Origin of the sequence: Cryobacterium roopkundense, from assembly GCF_014200405.1 — a bacterium.
Classification (GTDB): domain Bacteria; phylum Actinomycetota; class Actinomycetes; order Actinomycetales; family Microbacteriaceae; genus Cryobacterium; species Cryobacterium roopkundense.
The window spans coordinates 2,888,900-2,915,417 of the sequence record NZ_JACHBQ010000001.1 but is presented as its reverse complement, the minus strand read 5'-3'; the positions used below and the strand labels follow the sequence as shown (position 1 = coordinate 2,915,417).

Genomic DNA, 26,518 nt, shown 5'->3' with positions numbered 1-26,518 from the left:
TGTGCAGTCAAATTCGTGCCCAAAGAGGGCCGGACCCCGATACGGTTTTACCAGTAAAGCGGATTCGCTGCTGAGGCCCGTTTTTGCGGTATTTTTTCTCCCATCAGGAAGGTCAATGTGGACAATCTCGGAATTGTATTTCTCTCGGAGGTAGTGGGAACTGCCATCCTCGTGCTGCTCGGCTGTGGCGTTGTCGCCAACGTCGCGTTGGCAAAGAACAAGGGGTTCGGCGGTGGTTTCCTCATGGTCACCATCGGCTGGGGCCTCGCGGTCTACTGCGGTGTCATCGCCGCCTACAACTCTGGAGCGCACCTGAACCCGGCGGTCACGCTCGGGCTCGTCGCCTCGGGGGCCGAGGAATTCGGGTCAGGTGTTCCGGTGAACATCATCTCGATCCTCACCTATATCGCCGGTGAAATGCTCGGTGCCGTCCTCGGTGCCGTCGTCGTGTGGCTGGCCTACAAGCAGCACTTCGACCAGGAGCCCGACCCGGCCAACAAGCTCGGCGTTTTCTCCACCGGCCCGGCCATTCGTTCCTGCGGATGGAACCTCGTCACCGAGATCATCGGCACCTTCGTGCTGGTGCTCATCGTGATCGGATTCAGCCGGCAGGGCGACACCCCCGGCCTCGCGGCACTCGGCGCACTGCCGGTGGCCCTGCTCGTTATCGTGATCGGTACCTCGCTCGGTGGACCCACCGGTTACGCCATCAACCCGGCTCGTGACCTCGGTCCGCGTATCGCGCACTTCTTCCTGCCCATCAAGGGCAAGGGCTCCTCCGACTGGAGCTACTCCTGGGTTCCGGTTCTCGGCCCGATCATCGGCGGCGTGCTGGCTGGCTGGGCGTCGATCGTCTTGCTGCCGATCCTGGCTGCCTAGCGCAGCATCCGCTTCACGAGTTTTCTCTCAACACCTGCAGTCTCAACAAAGGAGTTAAGAATGACCAAGTACGTTCTCGCCATCGACCAGGGCACCACGAGTTCGCGTGCCATCATCTTCGACAAGTCGGGGTCGATCATCTCCACCGGTCAGCTCGAGCACGAGCAGATCTTCCCAAAGGCCGGCTGGGTCGAGCACGACCCCAAGGAGATCTGGGACAACACCCGTGAGGCCATCGGGCAGGCCCTGTCCAAGGCGAACATCACGCGGCACGACATTGAGGCCGTCGGCATCACCAACCAGCGCGAGACCGCGGTTGTCTGGGACAAGAACACCGGCGTGCCGGTGTACAACGCCATCGTCTGGCAGGACACCCGCACGCAGCCGATCGTCGACCGGTTGGCAGCGGATGGCGGTGTCGAGCGTTTCAAGGCCAAGGTCGGCCTGCCGCTGGCCACGTATTTCTCCGGCACGAAGATCGTCTGGATCCTCGAAAACGTCGAGGGCGCACGGGGCAAGGCCGACGCCGGCGACCTGCTCTTCGGCACGACCGACTCCTGGGTGCTCTGGAACCTCACCGGCGGCATCGAGGGCGGGGTTCACGCCACCGACGTGACCAACGCCAGCCGCACGATGTTCATGGGCCTCGACACACTCGAGTGGGACGACGAGATTCTCGCCGCGTTCGATGTGCCCAAGTCGATGCTCCCCGAGATCAAGTCCTCTTCGGAGGTCTACGGCATCGCCAGCGGGCACAGCCTGCTGCGCGAGGTGCCAATCGCCGGTATCCTCGGCGACCAGCAGGCCGCCACGTTCGGCCAGGCGGCGTTCGATCAGGGTGAGGCGAAGAACACCTACGGCACCGGTAACTTCCTGATCTTCAACACCGGCACCGAGATCGTGCACTCCAAGAACGGGCTGCTCACGACAGTGGGCTACAAGCTCGGCGACGGTCCCACGCACTACGCCCTTGAGGGCTCGATCGCCGTCACGGGTTCGCTCGTGCAGTGGATGCGGGACAACCTCGGCATGATCAAGGACGCCGCCGAGATCGAAGACCTCGCCAAGACCGTCGACGACAACGGCGGGGCATACTTTGTGCCGGCGTTCTCTGGACTCTTCGCGCCGTACTGGCGCTCGGATGCCCGTGGTGCCCTGGTAGGTCTCACCCGGTACGTGAACAAGGGCCACATCGCCCGCGCCGCGCTCGAGGCGATCGCATACCAGACCCGTGAGGTTCTCGACGCTGTCAACGCCGACTCCGGTGTGCCGCTGACCGAGCTCAAGGTCGACGGCGGTGCCACGGCCAACGACCTGCTCATGCAGTTCCAGGCCGACCTGATCGGCGTTCCCGTCGTGCGTCCTGTCGTTGCGGAGACCACCGCCCTCGGAGCGGCCTACGCGGCCGGCCTCGCGGTCGGCTTCTGGAGCGGCCTCGACGACCTGCGCGCCAACTGGCAGGAAGATGCCCGCTGGGAGCCCTCCATGGACAAAGAGGAGTCCGAGCGTCTGCTCCGCAACTGGAAGAAGGCCGTCACCAAAACCCTCGACTGGGTCGACGAAGACGTGCGCTAGCCCCACCTAGCCTTCGTCCCTGAACATAACTCCTGCAATTTGCCGCCTCGGATTATCCGAGGCCCGTGTTTCCGCGGTTCTGGAACACGGGCCGGGCAATTTGCAGGAGTTATGTCGTTCGGGGGCCTGTGACCCTCTAAGCGGATGTTGTGGGCCCCGTTTCGGCATAACTCCTGCAAATTGCTGGACGGTTTCGGGGTCCCGCATGGTTCCGGGCGTGATTCTAGGGTGGCTGGACTATTGCAGGAGTTATGACCTCGCGAGAGAGTTATGCACAGGGTTGTAAGTTGTCGGCTTCTCCACAGATTTGTTCAGGACGAGTCCACGGACCTGAAGATCGACGATGCTCGACGCCATGAATCCATTCCTGAAGGCCTTCGCTCGAGAGTGCCGCATTGTCAGCCGAAAGGACCTGCTGGACAGCGGAATGCGACCACTGCAGATTACGGCGGCGGTGAGCAGCAACGCACTCATCAGAGTGCGCCGTGATCACTACGCTCTTCCAGAAACTGACCGCCACACTATCGAGGCCGTGCGCATTGGCGGGCGGGAAGGCTGCGTCTCGGCAGCCCGCGAGATCGGTTTCTTCGCCTTCGACTCACAGTTCACGCACGTGCATATTCCGCGCGAGGGGTCACGGCTCCGCAGCCCACAGAGCAGAAAAGTTCCGCTCGCGGTCGCCTCACGGGACGGTGTCCAGCTGCACTGGTGGCCGCTCATCGACAGAGCTGACGGCACGGAGTACTGCGTCGGCGCCCGCGACGCCCTCGCCCAGATTATTCAGTGTCAGGAACCGCGATTCGCTTTGGCGGCGCTGGACACGGCCCTGCATGAACAGAAGATTCGAGCGGGCGACCTCGATGAGATCTTCGCTCACGTCCCTGAGAAATATCGCGCCCTGCGGTCCAAAATCGATGCGCGAGTGGATGCCGGCCAAGAGTCAGTGCTGCGAGACCTGTTCCGCTTCGCCGGGTTTCGCTGTGACATTCAGGTTTCTATTGACGGAGTGGGTCGAGTGGATTTGCTCGTGGAGGGGTGTGTGGTCGTCGAGGCCGACAGTAAGAGCCACCACAAGAGCTGGGAGCAACAGATGCGCGATCGCACGAGAGACCGTTTACTGGCTGCTCGTAATTACCTGACGCTCCGCGTGCTCTACCAGGACATAATGTTCGACCCGGAGGGCGTACTTCGAGCGATCCGCAATCTCGTCGATATTTGCCGCCACGGAAGCCCCCGAGCATTTGCTCACGCCTAGTCTGCACGCCTTCGGCATAACTCCTGCAAATTCTCGACAAGGCGAGACATCTGCCCGTGATTCAGGGGTCGTCGAATCTACCAGGCACAGATTGCAGGAGTTATGCAGGGGTACCGCTGCGGGCGGCGGAGGGCAGGCCGGCCAGGGTTGCGATTCGGAGAATGCCGAGACGGGACATGTCGGCGGCGTCGTCGGGGGTAACGGATACCGCGCGCCGGTCGATCCAGATGCCCGCGAGTCCGGACGCGGCGGCCCCGATCGCGTCGGTGCGCAGCCGGTCTCCGACATACGCTGCTGCCGAGGGTTCTACGCCGAAGACTGAGCAGGCGTGGTGGAAGATGCGGGCGTCGGGCTTGGCCACGCCCAGCTCGCCCGAAGTGATCACGTGCTCGACGCGGTCAGCCAGGCCTACCCGCCGGATCTTCTCGCTCTGAAATTCGAGGTCCCCGTTGGTGATTAGACCCACGCGCACGCCCGCGTTAGTCAGCGCGTCGAGGCAGGCCAGTGCATCGCCGTGCAGGCGCCAGCTGTCGCGGTAGTGCACGAAGTAACTTTCGAACCAGGCCGATGCCGAAGCGTCATCGAGCACCAGGTTGTAGGCGGCGCAAAAGTCCCGGGCGCGTTCACGGCGCTGCCCGTGAAAGTCGAGCCTGCCAGCGAGGTACGAGTGGTAGTGCTCCTCTTCGAGGTCTCGCCACAGACTCTGTGCCGCCATCGGATCGGCCCCGACGAACGGCCCCCGCACGACCCCAAGGTGGCGCAGTATGCCGTCTTCCACAGCCTCGCGGTGTGCGAACAGTGTGTCGTCGAGGTCGAACAGCACCAGTTCTGTCACGGCGCGACCCCAGCCCTCACGCGGTCCCTGGGCATAACTCCTGCAGGTTCCGCACGCGCCGGGACAGTTGCCCGTGATTCCGGGCCAGCCGAATCGACCCGCGACAATCTGCAGGAGTTATGCCGCATAAGCAGGGGCAGAGGGGCAGAGGGGCAGAGGGGCGGGGAGGGCGGTCATCAGCGGGGGAGAAGAAGGCCGACGCGCTCGAAGACGGTGGCGAGGGTGGCATTGGCCACCTCGGCGGCGTGCGCGGCGTTCACGGCGAGCAGCCGGTCCAGCTCGGCAGGGTCGTCGAGCAGCTCGGTGACGCGCGCTCGAATCGGATCAAACGTTCCGGTCACGACCTCCACGAGCCCCTTCTTCAGGTCGCCGTAGCCGCGGCCCGCGTACTCGTCTTCGAGGGACTGCACGGTGCGATTCGCGAGCACGGAGTAGATCGTGAGCAGGTTGGCCACGCCGGGCTTGTTCTCGCGGTCGAAGACAACACCGCCATCGGCATCGGTGACGGCCCGCATGATCTTTTTTTTCGTAACGGATGCCTCATCCAACACCCAGATCACGCCGGCGTGCGACTCGGCAGACTTTGACATCTTGGAGGTGGGGTTCTGCAGGTCGTAGATCTTCGCGGTCTCTTTCACGATCGCCACCTCTGGCACCGTGAAGGTATCGCCGAAGCGCGAGTTGAACCGAGCGGCGAGGTCGCGGGTGAGCTCCACATGTTGTCGCTGGTCCTCGCCCACTGGCACTATCGACGTCTGGTACAGCAGAATATCGGCGGCCATCAGCGTGGGGTACGCGAACAGGCCCAGGGTCGTGGCGTCGGCGCCGAACCGGGTCGACTTGTCCTTGAACTGCGTCATGCGGCTCGCCTCACCGAACCCGGTGATGGTGTTGAGCACCCACGCGAGCTGGGCGTGCGCTGCCACATGCGACTGCACGTACAGCGTCGAGGCGGAGGGATCGATGCCGGCGGCGATGTACTGTGCGGCCGTGCGGCGGGTGTTGAGGGCCAGCAGCGCCGGGTCTTGCGCCACCGTGATGGCGTGCAGGTCGACGATCGAGAAGAACGCGTCGTGGCTCTTTTGAAGCTCCTTCCAGTTGAGCAGGGCGCCGATGTAGTTGCCGATCTGCAGTGATTCGGCCGAGGGCTGCATGCCCGAATACAAACGTGGTTTAGTCATTGAAAGTCTCCAGAAAGAAAGGGTCAGATGGCGTAGTCGACGACCACTGGGGAGTGGTCGGACCAGCGCTGGTCATAGGCTGCGGCCCGGTCGACCGCGTAGTCGGTAACGGATGCCGCGAGCTCGGGGGAAGCTAGCTGGTAGTCCAGACGCCAACCCGTGTCGTTGTCGAACGCCTGCCCGCGCTGTGACCACCAGGTGTACGGTCCCTCGACCTCGCCAGCCCACTTGCGGCCCACATCGATCCAGCCGAGGCCGCCGCCCGCGTTGTAATCAGCCGTACCCTCCGCGCCGAGGATACGGTCGAAGTACTCGCGCTCCTCTGGCAGGAAGCCGGCGTGCTTCTTGTTGCCGCGCCAGTTCTTGATGTCGAGGGTGCGATGGCCCACGTTGAGGTCGCCGAGCACGACCGCGAGGGGGCTATGGGTGGTGAGTTCGGGCATCCGCTTGAGCATGGCATCGAGGAACTTGTACTTCTCGACCTGCTTCGGGGTGTCGGTCTCGCCCGAGTGCACGTAGGTGCTCACGACGGTGACCAGCCGACCGTTCACCTCGTAGTCGGCTTCGAGCCACCGGCCGGCGCTGTCGAATTCTTCCGCGCCGAGCTCGACCCTGTGGATGCTGGCCGCCTTGCGGCTCGCGAGGGCCACGCCGGCGCGTCCCTTGGCCGTTGCGGCGTCGTGCAGGATGTTCCAGTCCGGCCCGAGCAGCCCCTCCAGGTCGTCGAGGGAGGCGCGCACTTCCTGGATCGCGAGGATATCCACGTCGCGGGTGGCGAGCCAGTCGCCCATCCCCTTGCGGTACGCGGCGCGCACTCCGTTGGTGTTGACGCTGGCAATACGGAGGGGCTTGGCAGAAGGCATGAGCCAATTCTACCGAGGGGCCACCGCTGCCAGGTTCTTGACGGCCTTCGCGGCGGCCCGCACCCGGCGGCCGGCCCGCCAGCGCAGAAACCAGGGGGTGGCGAGGTAGGCCTCTCGAGCGGATGCGAGTTGGGCCTCGGCCTGCGCGCGCTGTTCCTCGGCCTCGACCCGGGTCTTCTCCGCCGCGACCTGGTCGGCGCTGAGCGAGATGGGCGGGATGCCGGCGTCGTGCATTCCGACGGCGATCCAGGAGGCCGCAACCAGGATGACGGTGCTCACGAGGTTGAACCAGATGAGCAGCCCGATTATCACCGCGAACGTGGCGAGCAGCGGGTTCTTGGTGGCACCGCCGAGCAGGGCGCCACCGAGGATCTTCATCACGCCGAGCGCGATGCCGCCGAGCAGGGCGCCGGTCACGAGCCGTCGGAACGGAATACGAACCCTGGACAGCACCCTGTAGAGGGCTGCCAGGGTCACGGTATCGATCAGCAATACGAGGGCCAGCCCGATTCCGCGGGCCGTGGCCTGGTACCAGAACGAGTCCTGGCTGATACCGGCGAAGCCGAAGATGGCGTCGAGCGCGGTCGTGCTCGCGAGCGAGACCACGGCCGACAACACGAGGGCGAGGCCGAAGAGCAGCCCGAGGCCGAGCTCGCGCACCTTCACGATGAGGAAGAACGTGGTCTGCTTGGGCATTCCGAAGATGCGGCGCACGGCCAGTGCCGTGGTGGAGAGCCAGCCGACGGCCGTGAGCAGCAGCCCGGCGAGGGCGATGGCGCCGACCCACTCGAGGGTGCCCGAGGTGGAGAGCTCCTTCGGGTCGATCACCCCCTCCGGACCGATCAACCCCGGCACGGACTGGTTGATGGTGGCGTAGAGCTGGGTGGTGAGCTCGGGGGAGTTCACCAGAAAGATGCCGGCGAGCGAGAAGCCCACCCACACGGCCGCGAACACCGCGAAGATGGCCTGATACGACATGCCACCGGCCATGATCGGACCGCTGCGATCGGTGAAGTGCGTGAACACACGCACGGGGCGGAGGGCTGTCACGATTCCGATGAGCGACTTCACCCGACCAGCCTATACACGGGGCGACGAAAGACGCGGTGACCGGGCCGTCTGGCGCCGTGCCCCCACTATGGGGCGAGCGTGCTGTCCAGTCTTGCGGCGCCCGTAACAGGTCTGCAAGCATGCCGTATCGGCGAACGCGAGCGTGTTCGATCGATTCGAACAGCCGATGGCGCCGCACCCGAACCGGCGCCATCGGCTTTTCTGGCCGCACAACGCAGAAACCGGCTGCCCCGCCTAGCGGGACAACCGGTTTCGTTCAGCGGATGCGGTTAGGCCTTGCCCCGCATGATGGCCTGCTTGACCTCGGAGATCGCCTGCGTCACCTGGATGCCACGCGGGCAAGCCTCGGTGCAGTTGAAGGTCGTGCGGCAGCGCCACACGCCCTCCTGGTCGTTGAGGATATCCAGGCGCACGGCGGCGTTGTCGTCACGCGAGTCGAAGATGAAACGGTGCGCGTTCACGATGGCGGCCGGGCCGAAGTACTGGCCGTCTGTCCAGAACACCGGGCAGCTGGACGTGCAGGCGGCGCAGAGGATACATTTCGTCGTGTCGTCGAAGCGAGCGCGCTGCGCGACGGTCTGGATGCGCTCCTTGCCGTCTTTCGGGGCGTTCTGCGCCACGAGGAATGGCTGAACTTCCTTGAAGGAGTCGAAGAACGGCTCCATGTCCACGATGAGGTCCTTCTCGAGGGGCAGCCCCTTGATCGCCTCGACGTACACCGGCTTGGTGATGTCGAGGTCCTTGATCAGGGTTTTGCACGCGAGGCGGTTGCGGCCGTTGATGCGCATGGCATCCGAACCGCAGATGCCGTGCGCGCAGGAGCGGCGGAAGCTCAACGAGCCGTCCTGCTCCCACTTGATTTTGTGCAGGGCGTCGAGAACGCGGTCGGTGGGGTACATCTCCACGTCGAAGTCCTGCCAGTGCGGCTCTTCGTCGACCTCGGGGTTGAACCGACGGATGTTGAAGGTGACGGTGAACGACGGAATCGTCTCGGGTACAGCCGGCTTGTCAATCGTTGAGGTGCTCATTAGTACTTCCTCTCCATCGGCTGGTAGCGGGTGATGACGACCGGTTTCCAGTCGAGTGCAATGTGGTCGGCGGCATCCGCTGACATCGGGTCACCGGTGAGGTACGCCATGGTGTGCTTGAGGTACTTCTCGTCGTCGCGAGTTGGGAAGTCTTCGCGCTGGTGGCCGCCACGGCTTTCCTGGCGGTTGCGGGCCGAGTACACGACGACCTCGGCGAGGTCGAGCAGGAAGCCCAGCTCCACGGCTTCGAGCAGGTCGGTGTTGAAACGACGACCCTTGTCCTGCACGCCGATGTTCTTGTAGCGCTGGCGCAGCAGGTGAATGGTCTCGGTGACCTCGGCGAGGGACTCGTCGGTGCGGAAGACCTGGGCCTTCTTGTCCATCTCCTCCTGCAAGATCTTGCGCAGAACGGCGATGCGCTCGGTGCCGGTGGAGGAGCGGATGCCTTCGAGCAGTTCGCGCACCTCCTTGGCCGGGTCATCGGGCAGAGGAACGAACGACGCTGTCTTCACGTACTCCACGGCGTTGTTTCCGGACCGCTTGCCGAAGACGTTGATGTCCAGCAGGGAGTTGGTGCCGAGACGGTTGGACCCGTGCACGGACACGCAGGCGCATTCGCCGGCGGCGTACAGGCCGGGAACGACCTCCTCGTTGTTGCGCCAGACCTCACCCTTCACGTTGGTGGGGATGCCACCCATCGCGTAGTGAGCTGTGGGCATCACGGGAACCGGCTCGGTGACGGGGTCGACGCCGAGGTAGGTGCGGGCGAACTCGGTGATGTCGGGGAGCTTGGTCTCCAGCACCTCCTTGCCGAGGTGGGTGCAGTCCAGGTAGAGGTAGTCCTTTTCGGGACCGGCGCCGCGACCCTCCGCGACCTCCTTGAGCATGCAGCGCGAGATGATGTCGCGCGGGGCGAGGTCCTTGATGGTGGGGGCGTAACGCTCCATGAAGCGTTCACCTGAGGCGTTGCGGAGGATTGCTCCCTCGCCGCGTGCGCCCTCGGTGAGCAGGATGCCCAGGCCGGCGAGGCCGGTCGGGTGGAACTGGAAGAACTCCATGTCTTCGAGGGGGAGTCCCTTGCGCCAGACGATGCCCACGCCGTCGCCCGTGAGGGTATGGGCGTTCGACGTGGTCTTGTAGATCTTGCCGAAACCACCGGTGGCGAAGATGAAGGCCTTGCCCTGGAAGACGTGCAGCTCACCGCTCGAGAGATCGAGTGCGACGACGGCCGACGGCTGGTCGACTCCGTCGACGTTCGTCATCACGAGATCGAGCACGTAGTACTCGTTGAAGAAGTTGATGCCGCGCTTGACACAGTTTTGATAGAGCGTCTGCAGGATCATGTGGCCGGTGCGGTCGGCCGCGTAGCACGCTCGGCGAACGGGACTCTTGCCGTGGTCGCGGGTGTGGCCGCCGAAGCGACGCTGGTCGATCTTGCCTTCCGGCGTGCGGTTGAAGGGCAGGCCCATGTTCTCGAGGTCGATGACCGCGTCGATGGCTTCCTTCGCGAGGATCTCGGCGGCATCCTGGTCAACCAGGTAGTCGCCACCCTTGATCGTGTCGAAGGTGTGCCACTCCCAGTTGTCTTCCTCCACGTTGGCCAGGGCTGCGGCCATGCCGCCCTGCGCCGCTCCGGTGTGCGAGCGCGTGGGGTAGAGCTTGGAGATGACAGCCGTGCTGGCGTGCGGGCCGGCTTCGATGGCGGCACGCATGCCGGCCCCACCCGCTCCCACGATCACGATGTCGAACTGGTGGTAGTGCACACCGTCTTTGACGGTTGACTCCGTGGGTGCTGTGGAGGATGCGGGGTTTGTCATTAGTAAGTGTGCAGCTCCTAAAGGGCCGAGCAGAATGAAGGCAGGAGGTCGGCAGGGGAGCCGGCCGGGCACGCGTCGAACGTGAAAACCACGAGCGTGCCGAGCACGATCAGGATCACGACGGCGGCCAGAATGGCGGATTTCAGGATTCCGCGACTGGTGCGGGTGCTGGCGTAGTCGTTGACGAGGGTGCGCATACCGTTGCCGCCGTGAATCAGTGCGAGCCAGAGCATGGAGACGTCCCACCACTGCCAGAACGGATTGGCGAGTTTGCCGGCGACGAAGGCGAAGTTCAAGGCGTTGACCCCTTCACCGATCATCAGATTCACGAAGAGGTGCCCGAAGATCAGCACGACCAGCAGCACGCCGGAGACGCGCATGTAGATCCAGCCCCATTTTTCCCAGTTCACGCCACGCTTCTTCGTGGTGCGCGAGTAGGGGCTGCGAGGAGCGTCGATTGTCGTTGTCATGGTCATTCCCCCTAGTGTTCGCTGAACACGTTGATGAGGTGGCGCGGAACGAAAGCGAGCATGGTGATGACCCACAGTCCGATCACCACGTAGAACATGACCTTCTGGTACTTGGCGTTCCAGAAGTCGATCAGGATGATCCGGAGCCCGTTGAACGCGTGGAACACGATGGCTCCTACGAGCGCGACTTCACCGAGCCCCATGATGGGCGTCTGGTACTGCGCGATCACCGCGTTGTAGGCTTCCGGACTCACGCGGACCAATGCCGTGTCGAGAATGTGAACCAGCAAGAAGAAGAAGATCGCAACACCGGTAATCCGGTGCAAAACCCACGACCACATTCCTTCGTTGCCCCGGTACAAAGTGCCGGCGGGGCGACGCGATGTCGTCTTCTGCTGAGCTGTCAGGGTTCCTGCCGACTGATTAGGCATGAACAACCCTCCCTGGCTGAATAGTTTTACGCCTCAAACGAGACCGTTCCGGCTCAATGAGCCCATCCACCATTCTAGCCACGTGCGCGCCTCGGCAGATGCCGGACAGGGCGAGCTATCGTTGTAAAGACAAAGGAATGGCGGTCGTCGCGTAGACCGCCGCGCGCTCATCGATGACCTCTTCGTAGTGCTCGAGAAGGCTTGCGCAGACGCTGTGCCACGAACGTCCGAGCACGGCGCGTCGGCCGGCCTCTCCCATGCGATGCCGCAGGCCGGAATCGCGTACCAGGGTCTCGACACAGCGCCTCAGGTCAGGTTCGGAATCCGGCGTGAACAGGAAGCCGTTTGTGCCGTGCACCACGAGGTCGATCGGTCCGCCCGCGGCCGGTGCGACCACTGGTAGACCGGATGCGTGCGCTTCCTGCAGGGTTTGGCCGAAGGTTTCCTCGGTGCCGGCGTGAACGAATATGTCGAAGCTGGCATAGGCGGCGGCGAGTTCGTCACCGGCCAGTCTGCCGAGCCAGGTCACCGGCATGCCGGCCAGAGCCCGCGCGATCTGCGGCTCGGACGGACCGTCGCCCACCAGGGCCAGGCTTATGCCGGCAGTCCCGCGCAATGCTCGAAACCGCTCTACCTGTTTCTCCGGGGCCATGCGTCCGACATAGCCCACGACGACCTCATTATTGGGGGCAAGTTTTTCGCGAAGCGCGCGAACGGCGGAGGAATTCCGGCGATTCGGGTGAAAGCCAACGAGGTCGACTCCCCTGGTCCACAGGGCGAGGTTCGGCACTCGCCGGCTCATCAGGTCGTTCATCGAGGCGGACGAGGGCACGAGGGTGCGAGTGGCCCCCTCGTGCACCCATTTCACGTATCGCCAGGCCAGCGCCGTGGCCTGGCCGAGGTGGTTGCGCGCGGCGTAACCGGCGACATCCGTTTGAAAGATGGCGACCGACGGCACGCCGAGGCGATTGGCGGCCGCGATGCCTTGCGCGCCGAGCAGGAACGGGCTCGCCGCGTGAACCACGTCCGGGCGGAAGTCCGCGAGGATCCTTTGCACGTGCGGGCTGGGCAGGCCAACCGGGAACTGCCGGTAGGCGATGGCCGGCACCGTGTGCACGGGAAAGCCGGCGTATTCGCGTGGGGCGCCGGAGGGGGCGATCACGATTGCGTCGTGACCGTTCTCGGCGAGGTGCTCAAGCACCTTGCACACGCTCGTGGTGACTCCGCTGATGGTGGGAAGAAAACTTTCGCTGATGAGTGCGACCCGCATGAGGCGAGAGTAAGCGTGCGGCGTGGCCCCCCGGTGAATGACGGGTGAACCCGTGGGGTGCGCGTGCGGGCTGGCGATAGTCTGGGCGCATGCCTCAGCTCCCCGACGCCCTCGACCGCTTCTACAGTGTGATCCCGGCCGGCGGGATCGGCTCCAGGCTCTGGCCCTTGTCCAGAGCGGATGCGCCCAAGTTTCTGCACGACCTCACCGGCTCCGGCCAGACGCTGCTGCGGGACACCTGGGATCGCCTCGCGCCGCTCAACGGTGACCAGCGCATCATGGTGGTCACCGGGCGCGCGCACCGCGCCGCCGTGGAGAAGCAGCTGCCGGAACTGCGCGACCCCAACGTGGTGCTCGAAAGCGAGCCGCGCGACTCCACCGCGGCCATCGGCCTGGCCGCCGCTATCCTCGAGCGCCGCCATCCCGGGGTGATCATCGGCTCCTTCCCCGCCGACCACGTGATCACGGGCGAGTCGCTGTTCCGCTCGGCGGTGCACGAGGCCGTCGTCGCGGCGGATGCCGGCTACATCGTGACCATCGGCATCCGTCCCACCGAGGCGTCCATCGGCTTCGGGTACATCAAGAGCGACGGCCCCCTGGACATCCCCGGCGCCGAGAGCGCCCTGTCGGTCGATTCGTTCGTGGAGAAGCCCGACCCCGAGGTCGCCGAGCGCTACCTCGCGGAGGGGACCTACCTCTGGAACGCGGGCATGTTCATCGCGCGCGCCGACCGCCTGCTCGAGGAGATCGGGGCGAGCGAGCCGGCGCTGCTCGCCGGCCTGCTCGAGCTCGCCGAGGCCTGGGACACCCCCCGCCGCGGCGCCGTGGTCGACAAGGTCTGGCCCGCGCTCAAGAAGATCGCGATCGACTACTCGGTGGCCGAGCCAGCCGCCGCGGCAGGCAAGCTCGTGGTGATTCCCGGACAGTTCGAGTGGGACGACGTGGGCGACTTCGCATCCATTGCCAAGCTGCATTCGGGCGGTCGCAAGGCCAACCTCGCCATCCTCGGTGAGGGTGCGCGGGTGCTCGCCGACTCGTCGAGCGGGATCGTGGTGAGCCACACCGGGCGCATGATCGCGCTCATCGGCGTGGAAGACATCGTGGTGATCGACACTCCCGACGCGCTCCTCGTGACCACGAGCGCGAACGCGCAAAAGGTGAAGGCCGTCGTCGACGCGCTCAAGCTCTCCGGCTCAAGCGACGTGCTGTAACTTTTTCCCCCAAATCGTGCTCATATGAGCAAAATTGTTTCCGGAATGTAGCGGGTTGATAACCTTTCGCTCCGCGCGCCACTTTGCTCATCTGAGCGGCGCAACATTCTGTAACGTTGATTTCCACAGCCCGGGCGAACCTCGCAGGGCAGCACCCTGGAGGTCCTTTTGACAATCAAGACCCGTAAGGCCGCGCTTGGCGGTCTTGCCATGTTCGGCGTAGTTGCCCTTCTCGCCGCGTGTGCGCCTGCCCCTACCGATTCCACGTCCGGCGACGCCGCGGCCTCCGACTTCCTGCCCTGCATCGTCTCCGACTTCGGCGGGTTCGACGACAAGTCGTTCAACCAGTCGAGCTATGACGGCATCAGCGCCGCCGCCGACGAACTCGGCGTCGAGTTCAAGCAGGCCGAGTCCACCACCGAAGACCAGTACGCCGGCAACGTGAGCAGCATGGTCGACCAGGGCTGCAACTTCATCCTCACCGTCGGCTTCGCCCTGGCCAACGCCACGCGCGACGCCGCCCAGGCGAACCCCGAGGTCGAGTTCGCCATCATCGACTCCGCCCTCAGCAACGACGACTTCAGCCCGTTGGCCCTCGACAACGTGAAGCCGGTGCTCTACGACACCGCCCAGGCCGCCTACCTCGCTGGGTACCTCGCTGCCGGCACCACAAAGACCGGCGTCGTCGGCACCTACGGCGGACTGCAGTTCCCCTCCGTCACCATCTTCATGGACGGCTTCGCCGATGGCGTTGCCAAGTACAACGAAGACAAGGGCACGACCGTCACGGTGCTCGGCTGGGACAAGGCAGCACAGACCGGCAGCTTCGCCGGCAGCTTCGACGACATCGCCGCGGGTAAGACCCTGAGTCAGGGCCTGATCGACCAAGGCGCCGACATCATCCTTCCGGTCGCCGGACCGCTCTTCCAGGGCACCGCACAGGCCATCACTGACTCCGGCAAGGACGTCGCCATCATCGGTGTCGACAGCGACCTGTTCGAGACCACGCCCGAGTTCGATGCCCTGTACCTCACCTCGGTGATGAAGCAGATGACGGATGCCACCAAGCAGATCATCGTGGACGCCGCCGGCGGAGACTTCTCCGCCGAGGCCTACGTGGGCACGCTCGAGAACGAGGGAGTGCTCCTCGCTCCGCTGCACGACTTCGAATCCAAGGTCGACCCGGCCCTGATGACCGAGATCGACGCGCTCAAGGCCTCCATCATCAGCGGCGACATCGTTGTGACGTCGGACTCCACCCCGAAGTAGCTTTTTCGCAACACCCGCAGTAACGCAGCACCGCATCGATGCGAAACCGGGGAGGCCAGCTTGCGCTGGCCTCCCTGCTTTTGTTCGCTCCACCTGACTGGTTCTCCATAACCGCTCAATAGAATTGGGAAACATGAAGCTCGAACTTCGCGGTATCACCAAACGCTTCGGTGCGTTGATTGCCAACGACACCATCAACCTCGTGATCGAACCCGGCGAGATCCACGCGCTCCTGGGCGAGAATGGCGCCGGCAAGTCCACGCTCATGAATGTTCTCTACGGCCTGTACCGGGCCGAGGAGGGTGAAATTCTGCTCGACGATGTGGCCGTGCACTTCGCCGGGCCCGGCGACGCGATGAATGCCGGAATCGGAATGGTGCACCAGCACTTCATGCTCATCCCGGTATTCACGGTGGCCGAGAACGTGATGCTCGGAAACGAGGAAACCAAGTCCGGCGGACGGCTCGACCTCACAGCGGCACGCAAGCGCGTGCGCGAGATCTCCGAGCGTTTTGGCTTCGACATCGACCCTGACGCGCTCGTGGAAGACCTCCCGGTGGGGGTGCAGCAGCGCGTAGAAATCATCAAGGCGCTCTCTCGCGACGCGAAGGTCCTCGTGTTCGACGAGCCGACAGCGGTGCTCACCCCGCAGGAAACCGACGAGCTTATGGTGATCATGCGCCAGCTCAAGGCAGCCGGAACCTCCATCGTCTTCATCACGCACAAACTGCGCGAGGTGCGCGAGGTCGCCGACCGCATCACGGTCATCCGCCTGGGAAAGGTCGTCGGAGAAGCAAGCCCCACGGCGAGCAACGAAGAGCTGGCCACTCTCATGGTGGGCCGCGCGGTCGACCTCACCGTGGACAAGGCCCCGGCGATGCCCGGCACCCCAGCCCTCGTCGTGACCGACCTCACCGTGATCGACCCGCGTGGCCAGATCGTGGTGGACAATGTGAGCTTCTCCGTTGCCTCCGGCGAGATCCTGGCGATCGCCGGCGTGCAGGGCAACGGCCAGACCGAGCTCACCGAAGCCCTGCTGGGCCTGCAGCCGCGAGTGGTTGGTGAGATCACCCTCGACGGAAAGTCGCTGCGCGGGCACTCAGTGCGCAAGGTGCTCAACGCCGGGGTGGGTTTCGTGCCTGAAGACCGCAACGAAGACGGCCTCGTGGGCGCTTTCAGCATTGCCGAGAACCTCATGCTCGACCGGTCCGACAAAGAACCGTTCGTCAAGCGTTTCAACCTGCAGCTCGACTACCTGAAGACCTTCGCCGAGGAGAAGGTGAAAGAGTTCGATGTTCGCTCGCAGGGCATCGACACACCGGTGGGCCGCCTCTCCGGCGGTAACCAGCAGAAGGTCGTGCTCGCCCGCGAGCTCAGCCGTGACCTGCGGCTGTTCGTGGCAGCGCAACCCACCCGCGGGCTCGACGTGGGCTCGATCGAATTCGTGCACGAGCGCATCGTCGCCACCCGCGACGCCGGCACGCCGGTGATCGTGATCTCCACCGAACTCGACGAGGTCGCGGCCCTGGCGGACCGCATCATGGTGATGTACCGAGGGCGCATCGTAGGCATCGTGCCCGGGGATACCCCCCGTTCCGTTCTGGGCCTGATGATGGCCGGCGAACCCGCACCCACCAGCACCGCTCCAAACAGTACCGAAGGAGCTGCCGCATGAGCGACAGTCAGGTCCCCGTGACCACCCCCAAGACAGCCGCCTCCAAGCCCGCACCAGAGGAACCCGGGCGCTGGCACGCAGTCTTCCGTGAGATCACCACCGGCAGCGCCATCATCTCCGTGTTGGCCGTCGTCATGGCCCTGTTCGTGGGTGCCATCATGATCGCGTTCACGAACGCCGATGTGCAGGAGTCTGCGGGCTACTTCTTCTCGCGCCCCGCCGACATGCTCTCCGCCATCTGGCAGGCCGTGTCCGGGGCCTATTCCGCTCTCTTCCAAGGCTCGATCTACAACTTCCGACGGGACACCTTCGCTGACGGTATCAAGCCACTCACCGAAACCCTCACCTTCGCGACGCCGCTGATCGCGGCCGGCCTCGGTGTGGCGCTCGGCTTCCGGGTGGGCATGTTCAACATCGGCGGCCGCGGCCAGATGCTCATCGCGGCCGCTCTCGGCGGCTGGGTCGCGTTCGCTGTCGACCTGCCCTATGGCATTCACCTGGTTGCGGCGCTCGTCGCCGGTATCCTCGGCGGCGCCATTTGGGGCGGAATCGTGGGCCTGCTGAAGGCTCGCACCGGTGCGCACGAGGTGATCACCACGATCATGCTCAACTACGTGGCCTTCTACCTCGTGAGCTACTGGCTGCGCGACGGCTTTCTGAAGACTCCCGGCTCCAACAACCCCAAGAGCCCCGCGACCAAGGACACGGCCATCCTCCCCGACCTGCTCGGCCCGAACTACAACCTGCACCTCGGGTTCGTGCTCGTGATCGCGGCGACCATCTTCGTCTGGTGGCTGCTGTCTCGCTCCAACCTCGGGTTCCAGTTTCGCGCCGTGGGCGAGAACCCGAACGCGGCGCGCGTCGCCGGAATCGGGGTGCAGCGCGTCTACGTGTACGCCATGCTCATCTCTGGCGGTCTCGTGGGTCTCGCCGGCATCAACCAGGTGCTCGGCACCACAACGAGCGGCTTCGGTGCCACTGTCGATTCGAGCATCGGCTTCGACGCCATCACGGTGGCCCTGCTCGGACGCTCCAGGCCCTGGGGGGTGTTCGCCGCCGGAATCCTGTTCGGCGCCTTCAAGGCAGGCAGCTTTTCCATGCAGGCAGCCGAGGGGGTGCCCGTCGACATCATCGTGGTCGTGCAGGCCCTCATCGTGCTGTTCATCGCGGCCCCGCCGCTCGTGCGTGCCATCTTCCGCCTTCCGACGCCGGGCGCCCCGTCGCGCAGACTTCGCCTGAACGTATCCCAGGAGGTGGCGGCCAAATGAGCTCCATCGCACCCGTCAATAACCCCACCCAGCCTCACGAGCCGCCCACCGGTCCCGCCACCGGACTGATCCGTAGCTGGAAGGCTCCGATCGCCCTCGGCGTCTTCACCCTGCTGAGCTTCATCCTGCTCGTGGTGATTGGCCGCGACGGAGTGAGCACCATGAGGCTCTCTACCGCCTCGGACCTCATCCAGTTGCCCGATGTTGAACTTCCGGCGCGGGCCACCGGTGTGGTCATCACGGTGCTGATTCTGGCCATCACCCTGTTGGCAACCTGGCTGGTGTACCAGCACCGCAAGGTCTCGATCTGGTTGGTCAGCCTCTTCGCCTTCCTCGCGCTGCTCGGTTTTCTGGTGTGGGCATCCGCCGGAGCCACCATCCCCATCCCCGGCCTGCTGTTCGGGTCGATCAGCCTCGCCGTTCCGCTGATCTTCGGCGCCCTCGGCGGCGTTATCTCCGAGCGCGTCGGCGTGGTGAATATCGCCATCGAAGGGCAGCTGCTCGCGGGGGCCTTCACCTCCGCCCTTGTTGCTTCGGTCACCCAGCAGCCGATCCTCGGTCTGCTCGCTGCCATGGTGGCGGGCATGCTCGTGTCCTTCGTGCTCGCCGCGTTCGCCATCAAGTACTTCGTCGACCAGGTCATCGTCGGTGTCGTGCTCAACGTGCTCGTGATCGGGTTCACTGGCTTCCTCTACTCGCAGCTGCTCGCGCCCAACGCAGCGCTGCTCAACCAGCCGCCCAAATTCGAGCGCATCAACATCCCGTTTCTGAGCGAGATCCCGATCATCGGTCCGGTGCTCTTCCGCCAGACGCTCATCGTCTACCTCATGTACATCGCCGTATTCGTGGTGTATTTCGCCATTTTCCACACCAAGTGGGGCCTGCGTCTGCGGGCCGTGGGTGAGCATCCGCAGGCCGCAGACACCGTGGGTATCAACGTGGCCCGCACGCGTTTTCTGAACGTGTCGCTCGCCGGCGCGATCGTGGGCCTCGGCGGCGCGTACTTCACGCTCGGCTCGGTGGGTGCCTTCGGCAAGGAGATGACAGCCGGTGCCGGGTTCATCGCCCTCGCAGCCGTGATCTTCGGCCGCTGGGACCCGATTCGAGCCACACTCGCCGCACTGCTGTTCGGCTTCGCGAGCAACCTGCAGAGCGTGCTGAGCATCATCGGTTCGCCGGTGCCCAGCGAGTTCATGCTCATGCTGCCGTACCTCGTGACGATCTTCGCCGTGGCCGGCCTGGTAGGCAAGTCGCGGGGCCCGGCCGCCTCCGGCAAGCCGTACATCAAGTCATGACCGTGGACTGGGCGGCCCTGCGCGCGGCGGCCGTCGAGGCCATGGGCCACGCGTATGTGCCCTACTCGAAGTTTCCGGTGGGCGCCGCTGCCCTGGTCGACGACGGGCGCGTGATCAGCGGATGCAACGTGGAGAACGCCTCCTACGGCCTCACGCTGTGCGCCGAGTGCGCCCTGGTGTCCAGCCTGCACATGACCGGCGGGGGGCGCCTGGTGGCCTTCACCTGCGTCGACGGCAACGGCAACACGCTGATGCCGTGCGGGCGCTGCCGCCAGCTGCTCAACGAACATTCCGCCGAGGGCATGCTGCTCGAGACCGTCTCGGGCACCCGCACGATCGATGAGGTGCTGCCGGATGCTTTCGGGCCCCGCCAGCTCGCCGACTATCGCAATTCCGTACAGCCAGGAGAGTAACAATGAGCACCACCCTCGAAGCCTTCGACGCCGTCGACCTCATCCACGCCAAGCGCGACAAGGGCGAGCTGAGCACAGCCCAAATCGGCTGGCTCATCGATGCCTATACGCGCGGCTATGTGGGCGACGAGCAGATGGCCGCCATGACCATGGCGATCTTCCTCAACGGCATGAGCCGGGGCGAGATCCGCGCGCTCACCATGGCGATGCTCAACAGCGGTGAGCGGATGAGCTTCGAGAGCCTCGGCAAGCCGACCACCGACAAGCACTCCACGGGGGGAGTCGGCGACAAGATCACCCTGCCGCTGATGCCCCTCGTGGCGGTTTTCGGCGCCGCGGTGCCGCAGCTCTCCGGCCGCGGCCTCGGCCACACCGGTGGCACCCTCGACAAACTCGAGTCCATCCCGGGCTGGCGCGCCAACCTGAGCAACGAGGAGATGTTCGCCCAGCTGCGCGACCACGGCGGCGTCGTGTGCGCGGCCGGCAGCGGACTCGCCCCCGCCGACGGCAAGCTCTACGCCCTGCGCGACATCACCGGAACGGTCGAGGCGATCCCGCTGATCGCGTCCTCGATCATGAGTAAGAAGATCGCGGAGGGCACGAAGGCCCTGGTGCTCGACGTGAAGTTCGGCTCCGGCGCGTTCCTCAAGGACATTGAGCGTTCCCGCGAACTCGCGCGCACCATGGTCGAGCTCGGCGAAGACGCCGGAGTGGCGACATCCGCTTTGCTCACGAACATGAATGTGCCGCTCGGGTTCGCGATCGGCAACGCCAACGAGGTTCGCGAATCGGTGGAGGTGCTCGCCGGCGGCGGCCCGTCCGACGTCGTGGAGCTGACTGTCGCCCTCGCCGAGCAGATGCTGTCGCTCGCCGGAATCACCGGCGTCGACGTGGGCGCTGCCCTGAAAGACGGCAGGGCCATGGACAAATGGCGCGACGTGATTCGCGCCCAGGGCGGCGACCCGGATGCCGCGCTGCCGGTGGCGCGCGAGACCCACGTGGTACTCGCCGACCGCGACGGCGTGCTCGTGGAGCAGCAGGCGCTGCCCTTCGGGATTGGTGCCTGGCGCCTCGGCGCCGGCCGCGCCCGCAAACAGGACCCCGTGCAGCACGCCGTGGGAATCGACCTGCACGCCAAACCCGGCGACGTGGTGCGCGCCGGCCAGCCGCTCTTCACGCTCAGCGCCGACGAGCCAGAGCGCTTCGCGCGCGCCCTCGAGGCGGTGTCCGGGGCGTGGCGCATCGGCGACCCTGGCGAGCCCGTGCTCGACGGCGGCCCCCTCATCGCGGAGCGCATCACCCGCTGACCCCGCCCCTGCGTTCGTGACCCCCTGGCCACGCCTCATGGGGCGCATTGCGTGATCTCGCGTGGTGACTTGCCAACTTCCGCCCCATGGATTTCGCGACACGACATCTTCCGCCCCTTGGCCACAATTCAAGGGGTGGTTCTTGGCAAGTCGCGTGGCCTGTGGGGCTGGCATGGGACGGATTCCGTCCTGTCGCGCGGTGACTTGCCATCTTCTGCCCCATGGCGGCATGACCACGCGCAGGCAAGTTGTCCCGGGCCCGGGCCCGGGACCGGGGATTTGCGGCCGCGGGGCCACCCGTCCTTCAGACCGGGCCTCCCGGGTGCAGCTACGGGCGCCAGCCTCGCGACAGCAGGGCCTCCGAGACGGCTGCGCGCACCCATTCCTTCGATGATCCCTTGCGCACAGTGATGACGAGCCAGTCGGCCGCGCGAAGATCATGCAGGCGCTCAGCGTCCCGGTTGAATTGCGCGTCGTCGGTGCGGTGCTGTTCCCCGTCGTATTCCACGAGCACCCTGTAGCGAAAGTAGACCAGATCCCCGCGGGCCCGGGCTTTCCCCCGGGGCAACGGGATGTACATGTTGGTTTCGGGTTCGGGGAACCCGCACTCCAGCAGAAACAGACGCAGGCGCGTCTCGCGCCGAGACTCCACCCGGGGTCGAATCAGCGCACCGGCCTCCCGGAGTAGACGAGATCCACGCTTCCCACTGTGGAGTGCGACCGCGGCGGCGATGTCGGCGGCAGTAGCAAGCGCGAGTTCGTCCCGCAGCAGGTGGTCTCCCGCCGCCACGAGGTCATCCCGTTCCAGCAGTGACGCAAGTTGGCACCACGTCGTGATTGGCTCGAGCACGGGTAGCCCCGAAAGCTCCCGCAGACCCGGACGAATCTCCGCTGTGTGGCCCACGACACCCCGCGCCCTCAGCGCATGATCGGGGGCCAGGACCGAAACGTGAATCCGCTGGTCGGTTTCGAGGCTCGAGGGCAGGGGCATGCCGAAGAGGATGGCGGCCGTCGTGTGGCTGAAGAAGGCGCCCGCGGGCATCCGCTGTTGAAAGGCCCTGCAGCGATCCAGTGCGTTATCCACGCTTCCGCGACGCAGACGCCCCAAAACGGATGCTCGAGGTCACTCGATCGCGTGCGCTTGTCTAAGAGGCCGGCCGCCAGGGCCTGAGCCACGGTGAAAGGCCCTTGGTCGAGGCCGGGTGGGAGTTGAGCCCTCTTATGCATAGCCCGAGCGTGGCACCGTTTGTCGCCACCGGAACGTTATCCACAGGCCGTATGTGGCGTAGCCCCCGACCGTCCCCGAGGCATAACTCCTGCAAATTCTGGGCCAACCACAATTCAGCCCCGGAATCTCGCGGCAGTTCAGCCAGGCCGCCCTGATTTGCAGGAGTTATGCTCAGGGCGCGAGGGGCAGCCCGGGGGATTCGAACAGACGTGCAGCGCGTGTTCAGAGAACATGGAGGGTTCGGGCCGACCGCCGGTTAGGATTAAGGCGTGAATACGACTCCAGAGGAATTCCTGATGTCCGGCGGCGGCGTGAGCATCAACGCCCTGCCCAAGATCTCGCTGCACGACCACCTCGACGGTGGACTGCGCCCACAGACCATCATCGAGTTGGCTGAAGCCATCGGGCTCGACCTGCCCTCAACGGATGCTGACGTGCTGCGTGAGTGGTTCGTCGACCAGTCGAGCGCCGGCTCCCTCGTGGAGTATCTGAAGACCTTCGACGTGACGTGCGCCGTGATGCAGACCCGCGACGGTCTCTTTCGCGTGGCGAAGGAGTACGTGGAAGACCTCGCCGCCGACGGCGTGATCTACGGAGAGGTGCGCTGGGCTCCCGAGCAGCACCTCGCGCGCGGCCTCACCCTCGACGAGGCCGTCGAAGCCGTGCAGGACGGCCTTGAGGCCGGCATCGAGCACGTCGAGTCGCAGGGCAAGACCATCCGTACCGGCCAGCTCATCACCGCGATGCGTCACGCCGACCGCAGCCTCGAGATCGCCGAGCTGGCCGTGAAGTACCGCTTCGACGGCGTCGTCGGATTCGACATCGCCGGAGCCGAAGCGGGTTTTCCCGCGAGTAACCACCAGGCGGCCTTCGATCTCCTCGCCCGAGAGTTCATGCCCACGACTGTGCACGCCGGCGAGGCCGACGGGCTGGACAGCATCCGCAGCGCACTGTTCGACGGGCGCGCACTGCGCCTCGGCCACGGTGTGCGCCTCGCCGAAGACGTGACGATTGAGCGTCAGGACGACGACAACACCTTCGTGACCCTCGGCCCGGTTGCCCAGTGGGTGCGCGACCGCGAGGTGACCCTCGAGGTCAGCCCGTCGTCGAACCTGCAGACCGGCGCCATCGCGGCGTGGGGTGAGGACCTGCTCGATCACCCCTTCGATTTGCTGTACCAGCTCGGCTTCAAGGTGACGGTGAACACCGACAACCGCCTGATGAGCGACACGACCCTGAGCCAGGAGCTCGCGCTGCTGAGTGACGCGTTCGGTTACGACCTCGACGACCTCGAGGTGTTCCAGCTCAACGCCGCGTCCGCCGCTTTCCTGCCGCTCGAAGACCGCGAAGAGCTCACGAACGCCATCATCGCTGGCTTCGCCGACGCCTGATTCCAGCTACCGCGCCTCATGAAAGACCCCATGTCACTGCCGCCACTCCCCCTCGACGCCATCACGATCGGTGCTCGGGTGGGTGATTGGCGAGCCGCGGTCAGGGCGGCGGGGACGGCCCTTGAGCGATCAGGGGCAACGACGGTGGAGTACACGGAACGCATGGTCAGCGTCATCGACGAGTTCGGAGCCTACATCGTGATCGCGCCGGGGCTCGCCCTCGCGCACGCCCGGCCCGGGCCCGATGTGCTCGCCGACGGCCTGAGTGTCGTGACGCTCGCCGAGCCGGTGAACTTCGGCCACCCGAACAACGACCCGGTCAGCGTCATCGTGGGCCTCGCCGTGTCGGACAGGGACGAGCACCTACGGTCCGTGGCCGCCCTCGCCAACGTGTTCAACGAAGCCACCGTCATTCCGGCTCTGGCCGGGGCAACGGATGCCGAATTCGTGCGTGCGCTGTTCGGCCAGAGCTCATGAAGATCGTTGTGATGTGCGGCGTGGGAGTGGGCACCTCGGCCATTCTCAAGGTGAACGCCGAGCGTGCCCTCGAACGACTCGACATCGACGCGCAGGTCGTGGCGACGGATGTCGCTGGCGTGCGCGCCGAGGCCGCCGACGCCCAAGTCATCCTCACGTCCTCGGAGCTGGTGGGCGCGATCGGAAAGACCAACGCTGACGTGATCGTGATCCTGAACTACTTCGACGTGGACGAACTCACGGCCAAACTAGAAGGGGCCCTCGGCTCGTAGCCCTCCCCCCCCCATCGGCTGGTCGAGGCGCGACGGAGGAGCGATCGAGACCCGGCGGGCCGGCCCGCGGACGCGGCTTGCACTGTGAAAAAAGTCTCGCGAGGTCTCGATCGCTCGTGCCTCGTGCCTCGCGCCTCGACCGGCGGTTGGCGCTACGCGATCAGCGCGCGCATTCCCTCATCGAGTTCGGCGAGAGCGGCCGTCGCGGCCACCTTGCGTTCCTCGATCGTGCCCGCAGAACTGTGCGTGTCGATGTACACCTTGAGCTTGGGCTCGGTGCCGCTCGGGCGCACCATGACGCGTGACCCGTCGGTGAGACGGATGCGCAGCACGTCGCTCGGGGGCAGGCCACCCAGTCCCCAGCGAAAGTCGTCGATCTGGTCCACGCGGATGCGTCCGATCAGTTCCGGCGGCGTCTGGCGCAGTCGCGTCATCACAAGGGCGATCGTGGACAGGTCGCTCACACGAATCGAGATCTGACCCGACGCGAAGTGGCCGAACTTCTCGCTGAACTGGTCGAGGTAGTCGCCCAGGGTGAGCCCCTCCGCCTTCAGGTCGCTCACGAGGGAGAGCAGCGCCACGGCGGCGGAGATGCCGTCCTTGTCGCGCACCGTGCCCGGGTTCACGAGGTAGCCCAGGGCTTCTTCGTAGCCGAAGATCAGGCCGGGTGCCCGCGACACCCACTTGAATCCGGTGAGGGTGTCTGCGAAGTCGAGACCGTAGGCATCCGCTACAGCGCGCAGTGCCGGCGAGGACACGATCGAGCACGCGAGCGTTCCGGTGAGGGGCTCGTCGCCGGCGGCGCGGGCGGCCTGGGTGGCCGCGCGCCAGCCGAGGATCATGCCGACCTCGTTGCCGCTGAGACGGCGGTAGCCGCTCTCCTCAGCGGCGTCCGGGATAGCCACGGCGAGGCGGTCAGCGTCGGGATCGTTAGCGATGATCAGCTCGGCCGACACCTCGCGCGCGATTTCGTACGACAGGTCCATCGCGCCGGGTTCCTCGGGGTTCGGGAACGAGACGGTGGGGAACGCGGCGTCGGGGGCGATCTGCGCGTCCACAAGGGTAGGCAGGTCGAAGCCGGCCTGCTCAAGCACGCGGCGGGTGGTGTCCCACCCCACGCCGTGCAAGGCCGTGTAGACGGTGTTCACCTGGGCGCGCGGCGGGTGCGCGAGGCTTGCGGTGGCGTCGACGTAGGCGCGCACCACGTCTTCCTCGGCCGTCTCGTAGGCTGCCCGCGGCAGCTCGGGAACGAGCTTGTCGGCGGCCACTGCGAGAATGGCAGCGGCGATGAACTTGTCGTCGGGCGACACGATCTGCGCGCCCTCATTCTCCCCGCCGAGGTACACCTTGTAGCCGTTGTCGTTGGGCGGATTGTGCGAGGCCGTCACCATGACGCCGGCGCTCGCGTCGAGGTGGCGCACGGCGAACGCGAGCACGGGGGTTGGCAGCAGGCGCGGCAGGAGCACCGTCCGAACGCCGGCGCCCGACATGATGGCCGCCGTGTCGGTGGCGAAGACCTGGGAGTTCTTGCGCCCGTCGTAGCCGATCACGACGGAGGGCGCAGTACCGGATGCGGCGTGCTCAAGCAGGTAGGCGGCCAGACCGGCCGCGGCCTGCGACACGAGCACGCGGTTCATCCGGTTGGAGCCGGCGGAGATTTCGCCGCGTAGGCCGGCCGTGCCGAATTCGAGGCGGGTGTCGAAACGGTCGTGCAGGGATGCAAGCGCTTGCGCGTTGCCGTCGGAGGCGCCGTTGATGAGGCCGCGCAGCTGGGCCTGGGTCTCCGCGTCTGGATCCTGACGCAGCCAGGCGCGCGCCGTCTCAAGCAAGGCGACGGTGGGGTCGACGGTGTCGGAGTTGACCGCGCTCGTGGCGGCGGCGAGAAGGGCGGTGGCAGCCGCGGAGGCGGCGTCAGCGAACGGGGTCGCCGCGGCCGGAGCCGCAGTCTCGCCAAGGGTGTCCATCGCCGTGGTCGGCGCGTCGACGACGCGGGCGTTGGTCAGCGCCTCGCTGGACCGATCGAGCGGATGCGCGTCG

General features: G+C 65.5%; 24 protein-coding genes. 13 read left to right on the top strand and 11 right to left on the bottom strand.

Annotation, left to right across the window (positions count from 1 at the left end):
• The first annotated feature begins 117 nt into the window (after window positions 1-117).
• The 3 genes from BJ997_RS13670 to BJ997_RS13660 all read left to right on the top strand — a co-directional run bounded on the left by BJ997_RS13670 (window position 118) and on the right by BJ997_RS13660 (window position 3,709).
• Window positions 118-879 (top strand): MIP/aquaporin family protein, encoded by a 762-nt coding sequence (locus BJ997_RS13670; protein ID WP_084141244.1) that lies wholly within the window; start codon window positions 118-120, stop codon window positions 877-879.
• A gap of 60 nt (window positions 880-939) precedes the next feature.
• A complete protein-coding gene (gene glpK, locus BJ997_RS13665) occupies window positions 940-2,454 on the top strand; it encodes a glycerol kinase GlpK (protein ID WP_035836941.1) in 1,515 nt (504 codons plus the stop codon).
• 355 nt (window positions 2,455-2,809) lie between these two features.
• Window positions 2,810-3,709, top strand: a complete 900-nt coding sequence (locus BJ997_RS13660) for an endonuclease domain-containing protein (RefSeq protein WP_183323528.1) — start codon at window positions 2,810-2,812, stop codon at window positions 3,707-3,709.
• Window positions 3,710-3,809: 100 nt separating this feature from the next.
• Here the strand turns inward: BJ997_RS13660 and BJ997_RS13655 are convergent, their stop codons facing one another.
• The 9 genes from BJ997_RS13655 to BJ997_RS13615 all read right to left on the bottom strand — a co-directional run bounded on the left by BJ997_RS13655 (window position 3,810) and on the right by BJ997_RS13615 (window position 12,675).
• Window positions 3,810-4,544: an HAD family hydrolase gene (locus BJ997_RS13655; protein WP_035836940.1), complete on the bottom strand. Its 735-nt coding sequence runs from the start codon at window positions 4,542-4,544 to the stop codon at window positions 3,810-3,812.
• Window positions 4,545-4,720: 176 nt separating this feature from the next.
• On the bottom strand, window positions 4,721-5,725 hold the full coding sequence (gene trpS, locus BJ997_RS13650) for a tryptophan--tRNA ligase (protein WP_084141243.1): 1,005 nt from the start codon (window positions 5,723-5,725) through the stop codon (window positions 4,721-4,723).
• Between the two features lie 23 nt (window positions 5,726-5,748).
• On the bottom strand, window positions 5,749-6,588 hold the full coding sequence (locus BJ997_RS13645; protein ID WP_035836938.1) for an exodeoxyribonuclease III: 840 nt from the start codon (window positions 6,586-6,588) through the stop codon (window positions 5,749-5,751).
• A 9-nt stretch (window positions 6,589-6,597) separates the two neighbouring features.
• Window positions 6,598-7,659, bottom strand: coding sequence for a YihY/virulence factor BrkB family protein (locus BJ997_RS13640; RefSeq protein WP_052542293.1), 1,062 nt, complete (start codon window positions 7,657-7,659; stop codon window positions 6,598-6,600).
• A 269-nt stretch (window positions 7,660-7,928) separates the two neighbouring features.
• Window positions 7,929-8,687, bottom strand: coding sequence for a succinate dehydrogenase iron-sulfur subunit (locus BJ997_RS13635; protein WP_035836937.1), 759 nt, complete (start codon window positions 8,685-8,687; stop codon window positions 7,929-7,931).
• A complete protein-coding gene (gene sdhA, locus BJ997_RS13630) occupies window positions 8,687-10,504 on the bottom strand; it encodes a succinate dehydrogenase flavoprotein subunit (RefSeq protein WP_035836936.1) in 1,818 nt (605 codons plus the stop codon). The genes BJ997_RS13635 and sdhA overlap by 1 nt, the downstream gene beginning before the upstream one ends.
• 17 nt (window positions 10,505-10,521) lie before the next feature.
• Entirely contained in the window at window positions 10,522-10,980 is a 459-nt protein-coding gene (locus BJ997_RS13625) for a succinate dehydrogenase hydrophobic membrane anchor subunit (RefSeq protein WP_084141242.1), read from the bottom strand.
• 5 nt (window positions 10,981-10,985) lie between these two features.
• Window positions 10,986-11,405 (bottom strand): succinate dehydrogenase, cytochrome b556 subunit, encoded by a 420-nt coding sequence (gene sdhC, locus BJ997_RS13620; protein ID WP_084141241.1) that lies wholly within the window; start codon window positions 11,403-11,405, stop codon window positions 10,986-10,988.
• Window positions 11,406-11,520: 115 nt separating this feature from the next.
• Window positions 11,521-12,675, bottom strand: coding sequence for a glycosyltransferase family 4 protein (locus tag BJ997_RS13615; protein ID WP_035836934.1), 1,155 nt, complete (start codon window positions 12,673-12,675; stop codon window positions 11,521-11,523).
• An 89-nt stretch (window positions 12,676-12,764) separates the two neighbouring features.
• Here BJ997_RS13615 and BJ997_RS13610 point away from each other — a divergent pair, with 89 nt between their 5' ends.
• From BJ997_RS13610 to BJ997_RS13580, 7 genes are all read left to right on the top strand, one after another.
• Window positions 12,765-13,886, top strand: a complete 1,122-nt coding sequence (locus BJ997_RS13610; RefSeq protein ID WP_035836933.1) for a mannose-1-phosphate guanylyltransferase — start codon at window positions 12,765-12,767, stop codon at window positions 13,884-13,886.
• Between the two features lie 168 nt (window positions 13,887-14,054).
• The gene (locus BJ997_RS13605; RefSeq protein WP_035836932.1) at window positions 14,055-15,155 is read left to right on the top strand and encodes a BMP family lipoprotein; all 1,101 of its coding nucleotides are present in this window, start codon (window positions 14,055-14,057) and stop codon (window positions 15,153-15,155) included.
• A gap of 133 nt (window positions 15,156-15,288) precedes the next feature.
• On the top strand, window positions 15,289-16,830 hold the full coding sequence (locus tag BJ997_RS13600; RefSeq protein WP_035836931.1) for an ABC transporter ATP-binding protein: 1,542 nt from the start codon (window positions 15,289-15,291) through the stop codon (window positions 16,828-16,830).
• Window positions 16,827-18,098: an ABC transporter permease gene (locus BJ997_RS13595; protein ID WP_035836930.1), complete on the top strand. Its 1,272-nt coding sequence runs from the start codon at window positions 16,827-16,829 to the stop codon at window positions 18,096-18,098. The genes BJ997_RS13600 and BJ997_RS13595 overlap by 4 nt, the downstream gene beginning before the upstream one ends.
• Window positions 18,095-19,393 carry an ABC transporter permease gene (locus BJ997_RS13590; protein WP_035836929.1) on the top strand — a complete coding sequence of 433 codons (1,299 nt, stop codon included), beginning with the start codon at window positions 18,095-18,097 and terminating at the stop codon, window positions 19,391-19,393. Before BJ997_RS13595 ends, BJ997_RS13590 begins: the two co-directional genes overlap by 4 nt.
• Window positions 19,390-19,806 carry a cytidine deaminase gene (locus BJ997_RS13585; RefSeq protein ID WP_035836928.1) on the top strand — a complete coding sequence of 139 codons (417 nt, stop codon included), beginning with the start codon at window positions 19,390-19,392 and terminating at the stop codon, window positions 19,804-19,806. Before BJ997_RS13590 ends, BJ997_RS13585 begins: the two co-directional genes overlap by 4 nt.
• Window positions 19,807-19,808: 2 nt before the next feature.
• The gene (locus BJ997_RS13580) at window positions 19,809-21,113 is read left to right on the top strand and encodes a thymidine phosphorylase (RefSeq protein WP_035836927.1); all 1,305 of its coding nucleotides are present in this window, start codon (window positions 19,809-19,811) and stop codon (window positions 21,111-21,113) included.
• Between the two features lie 328 nt (window positions 21,114-21,441).
• On the opposite strand, the gene BJ997_RS13575 is transcribed toward BJ997_RS13580, so the two are convergent.
• Window positions 21,442-22,197 carry a hypothetical protein gene (locus tag BJ997_RS13575; RefSeq protein ID WP_152602204.1) on the bottom strand — a complete coding sequence of 252 codons (756 nt, stop codon included), beginning with the start codon at window positions 22,195-22,197 and terminating at the stop codon, window positions 21,442-21,444.
• A gap of 440 nt (window positions 22,198-22,637) precedes the next feature.
• Here BJ997_RS13575 and BJ997_RS13570 point away from each other — a divergent pair, with 440 nt between their 5' ends.
• The 3 genes from BJ997_RS13570 to BJ997_RS13560 are packed head-to-tail and all read left to right on the top strand — an operon-like array spanning window position 22,638 to window position 24,481.
• A complete protein-coding gene (locus tag BJ997_RS13570) occupies window positions 22,638-23,732 on the top strand; it encodes an adenosine deaminase (RefSeq protein ID WP_183323807.1) in 1,095 nt (364 codons plus the stop codon).
• Between the two features lie 30 nt (window positions 23,733-23,762).
• Window positions 23,763-24,209 carry a PTS sugar transporter subunit IIA gene (locus BJ997_RS13565; RefSeq protein ID WP_035836264.1) on the top strand — a complete coding sequence of 149 codons (447 nt, stop codon included), beginning with the start codon at window positions 23,763-23,765 and terminating at the stop codon, window positions 24,207-24,209.
• Window positions 24,206-24,481: a PTS sugar transporter subunit IIB gene (locus tag BJ997_RS13560; protein ID WP_035836265.1), complete on the top strand. Its 276-nt coding sequence runs from the start codon at window positions 24,206-24,208 to the stop codon at window positions 24,479-24,481. Before BJ997_RS13565 ends, BJ997_RS13560 begins: the two co-directional genes overlap by 4 nt.
• Before the next feature lie 152 nt (window positions 24,482-24,633).
• Here the strand turns inward: BJ997_RS13560 and BJ997_RS13555 are convergent, their stop codons facing one another.
• On the bottom strand, window positions 24,634-26,310 hold the full coding sequence (locus BJ997_RS13555; RefSeq protein WP_035836290.1) for a phospho-sugar mutase: 1,677 nt from the start codon (window positions 26,308-26,310) through the stop codon (window positions 24,634-24,636).
• Window positions 26,311-26,518: the final 208 nt, after the last annotated feature.

What these genes read in the sequence shown, in the direction of transcription:
- glpK (WP_035836941.1), top strand. Translation starts at nt 940, where the DNA reads ATGACCAAGTACGTTCTCGCCATCGACCAGGGCACCACGAGTTCGCGT.
- BJ997_RS13660 (WP_183323528.1), top strand. Translation starts at nt 2,810, where the DNA reads ATGAATCCATTCCTGAAGGCCTTCGCTCGAGAGTGCCGCATTGTCAGC.
- trpS (WP_084141243.1), bottom strand. Translation starts at nt 5,725, where the DNA reads ATGACTAAACCACGTTTGTATTCGGGCATGCAGCCCTCGGCCGAATCA.
- BJ997_RS13645 (WP_035836938.1), bottom strand. Translation starts at nt 6,588, where the DNA reads ATGCCTTCTGCCAAGCCCCTCCGTATTGCCAGCGTCAACACCAACGGA.
- BJ997_RS13635 (WP_035836937.1), bottom strand. Translation starts at nt 8,687, where the DNA reads ATGAGCACCTCAACGATTGACAAGCCGGCTGTACCCGAGACGATTCCG.
- sdhA (WP_035836936.1), bottom strand. Translation starts at nt 10,504, where the DNA reads ATGACAAACCCCGCATCCTCCACAGCACCCACGGAGTCAACCGTCAAA.
- BJ997_RS13625 (WP_084141242.1), bottom strand. Translation starts at nt 10,980, where the DNA reads ATGACCATGACAACGACAATCGACGCTCCTCGCAGCCCCTACTCGCGC.
- sdhC (WP_084141241.1), bottom strand. Translation starts at nt 11,405, where the DNA reads ATGCCTAATCAGTCGGCAGGAACCCTGACAGCTCAGCAGAAGACGACA.
- BJ997_RS13615 (WP_035836934.1), bottom strand. Translation starts at nt 12,675, where the DNA reads ATGCGGGTCGCACTCATCAGCGAAAGTTTTCTTCCCACCATCAGCGGA.
- BJ997_RS13610 (WP_035836933.1), top strand. Translation starts at nt 12,765, where the DNA reads ATGCCTCAGCTCCCCGACGCCCTCGACCGCTTCTACAGTGTGATCCCG.
- BJ997_RS13600 (WP_035836931.1), top strand. Translation starts at nt 15,289, where the DNA reads ATGAAGCTCGAACTTCGCGGTATCACCAAACGCTTCGGTGCGTTGATT.
- BJ997_RS13595 (WP_035836930.1), top strand. Translation starts at nt 16,827, where the DNA reads ATGAGCGACAGTCAGGTCCCCGTGACCACCCCCAAGACAGCCGCCTCC.
- BJ997_RS13590 (WP_035836929.1), top strand. Translation starts at nt 18,095, where the DNA reads ATGAGCTCCATCGCACCCGTCAATAACCCCACCCAGCCTCACGAGCCG.
- BJ997_RS13585 (WP_035836928.1), top strand. Translation starts at nt 19,390, where the DNA reads ATGACCGTGGACTGGGCGGCCCTGCGCGCGGCGGCCGTCGAGGCCATG.
- BJ997_RS13580 (WP_035836927.1), top strand. Translation starts at nt 19,809, where the DNA reads ATGAGCACCACCCTCGAAGCCTTCGACGCCGTCGACCTCATCCACGCC.
- BJ997_RS13570 (WP_183323807.1), top strand. Translation starts at nt 22,638, where the DNA reads ATGTCCGGCGGCGGCGTGAGCATCAACGCCCTGCCCAAGATCTCGCTG.
- BJ997_RS13565 (WP_035836264.1), top strand. Translation starts at nt 23,763, where the DNA reads ATGTCACTGCCGCCACTCCCCCTCGACGCCATCACGATCGGTGCTCGG.
- BJ997_RS13560 (WP_035836265.1), top strand. Translation starts at nt 24,206, where the DNA reads ATGAAGATCGTTGTGATGTGCGGCGTGGGAGTGGGCACCTCGGCCATT.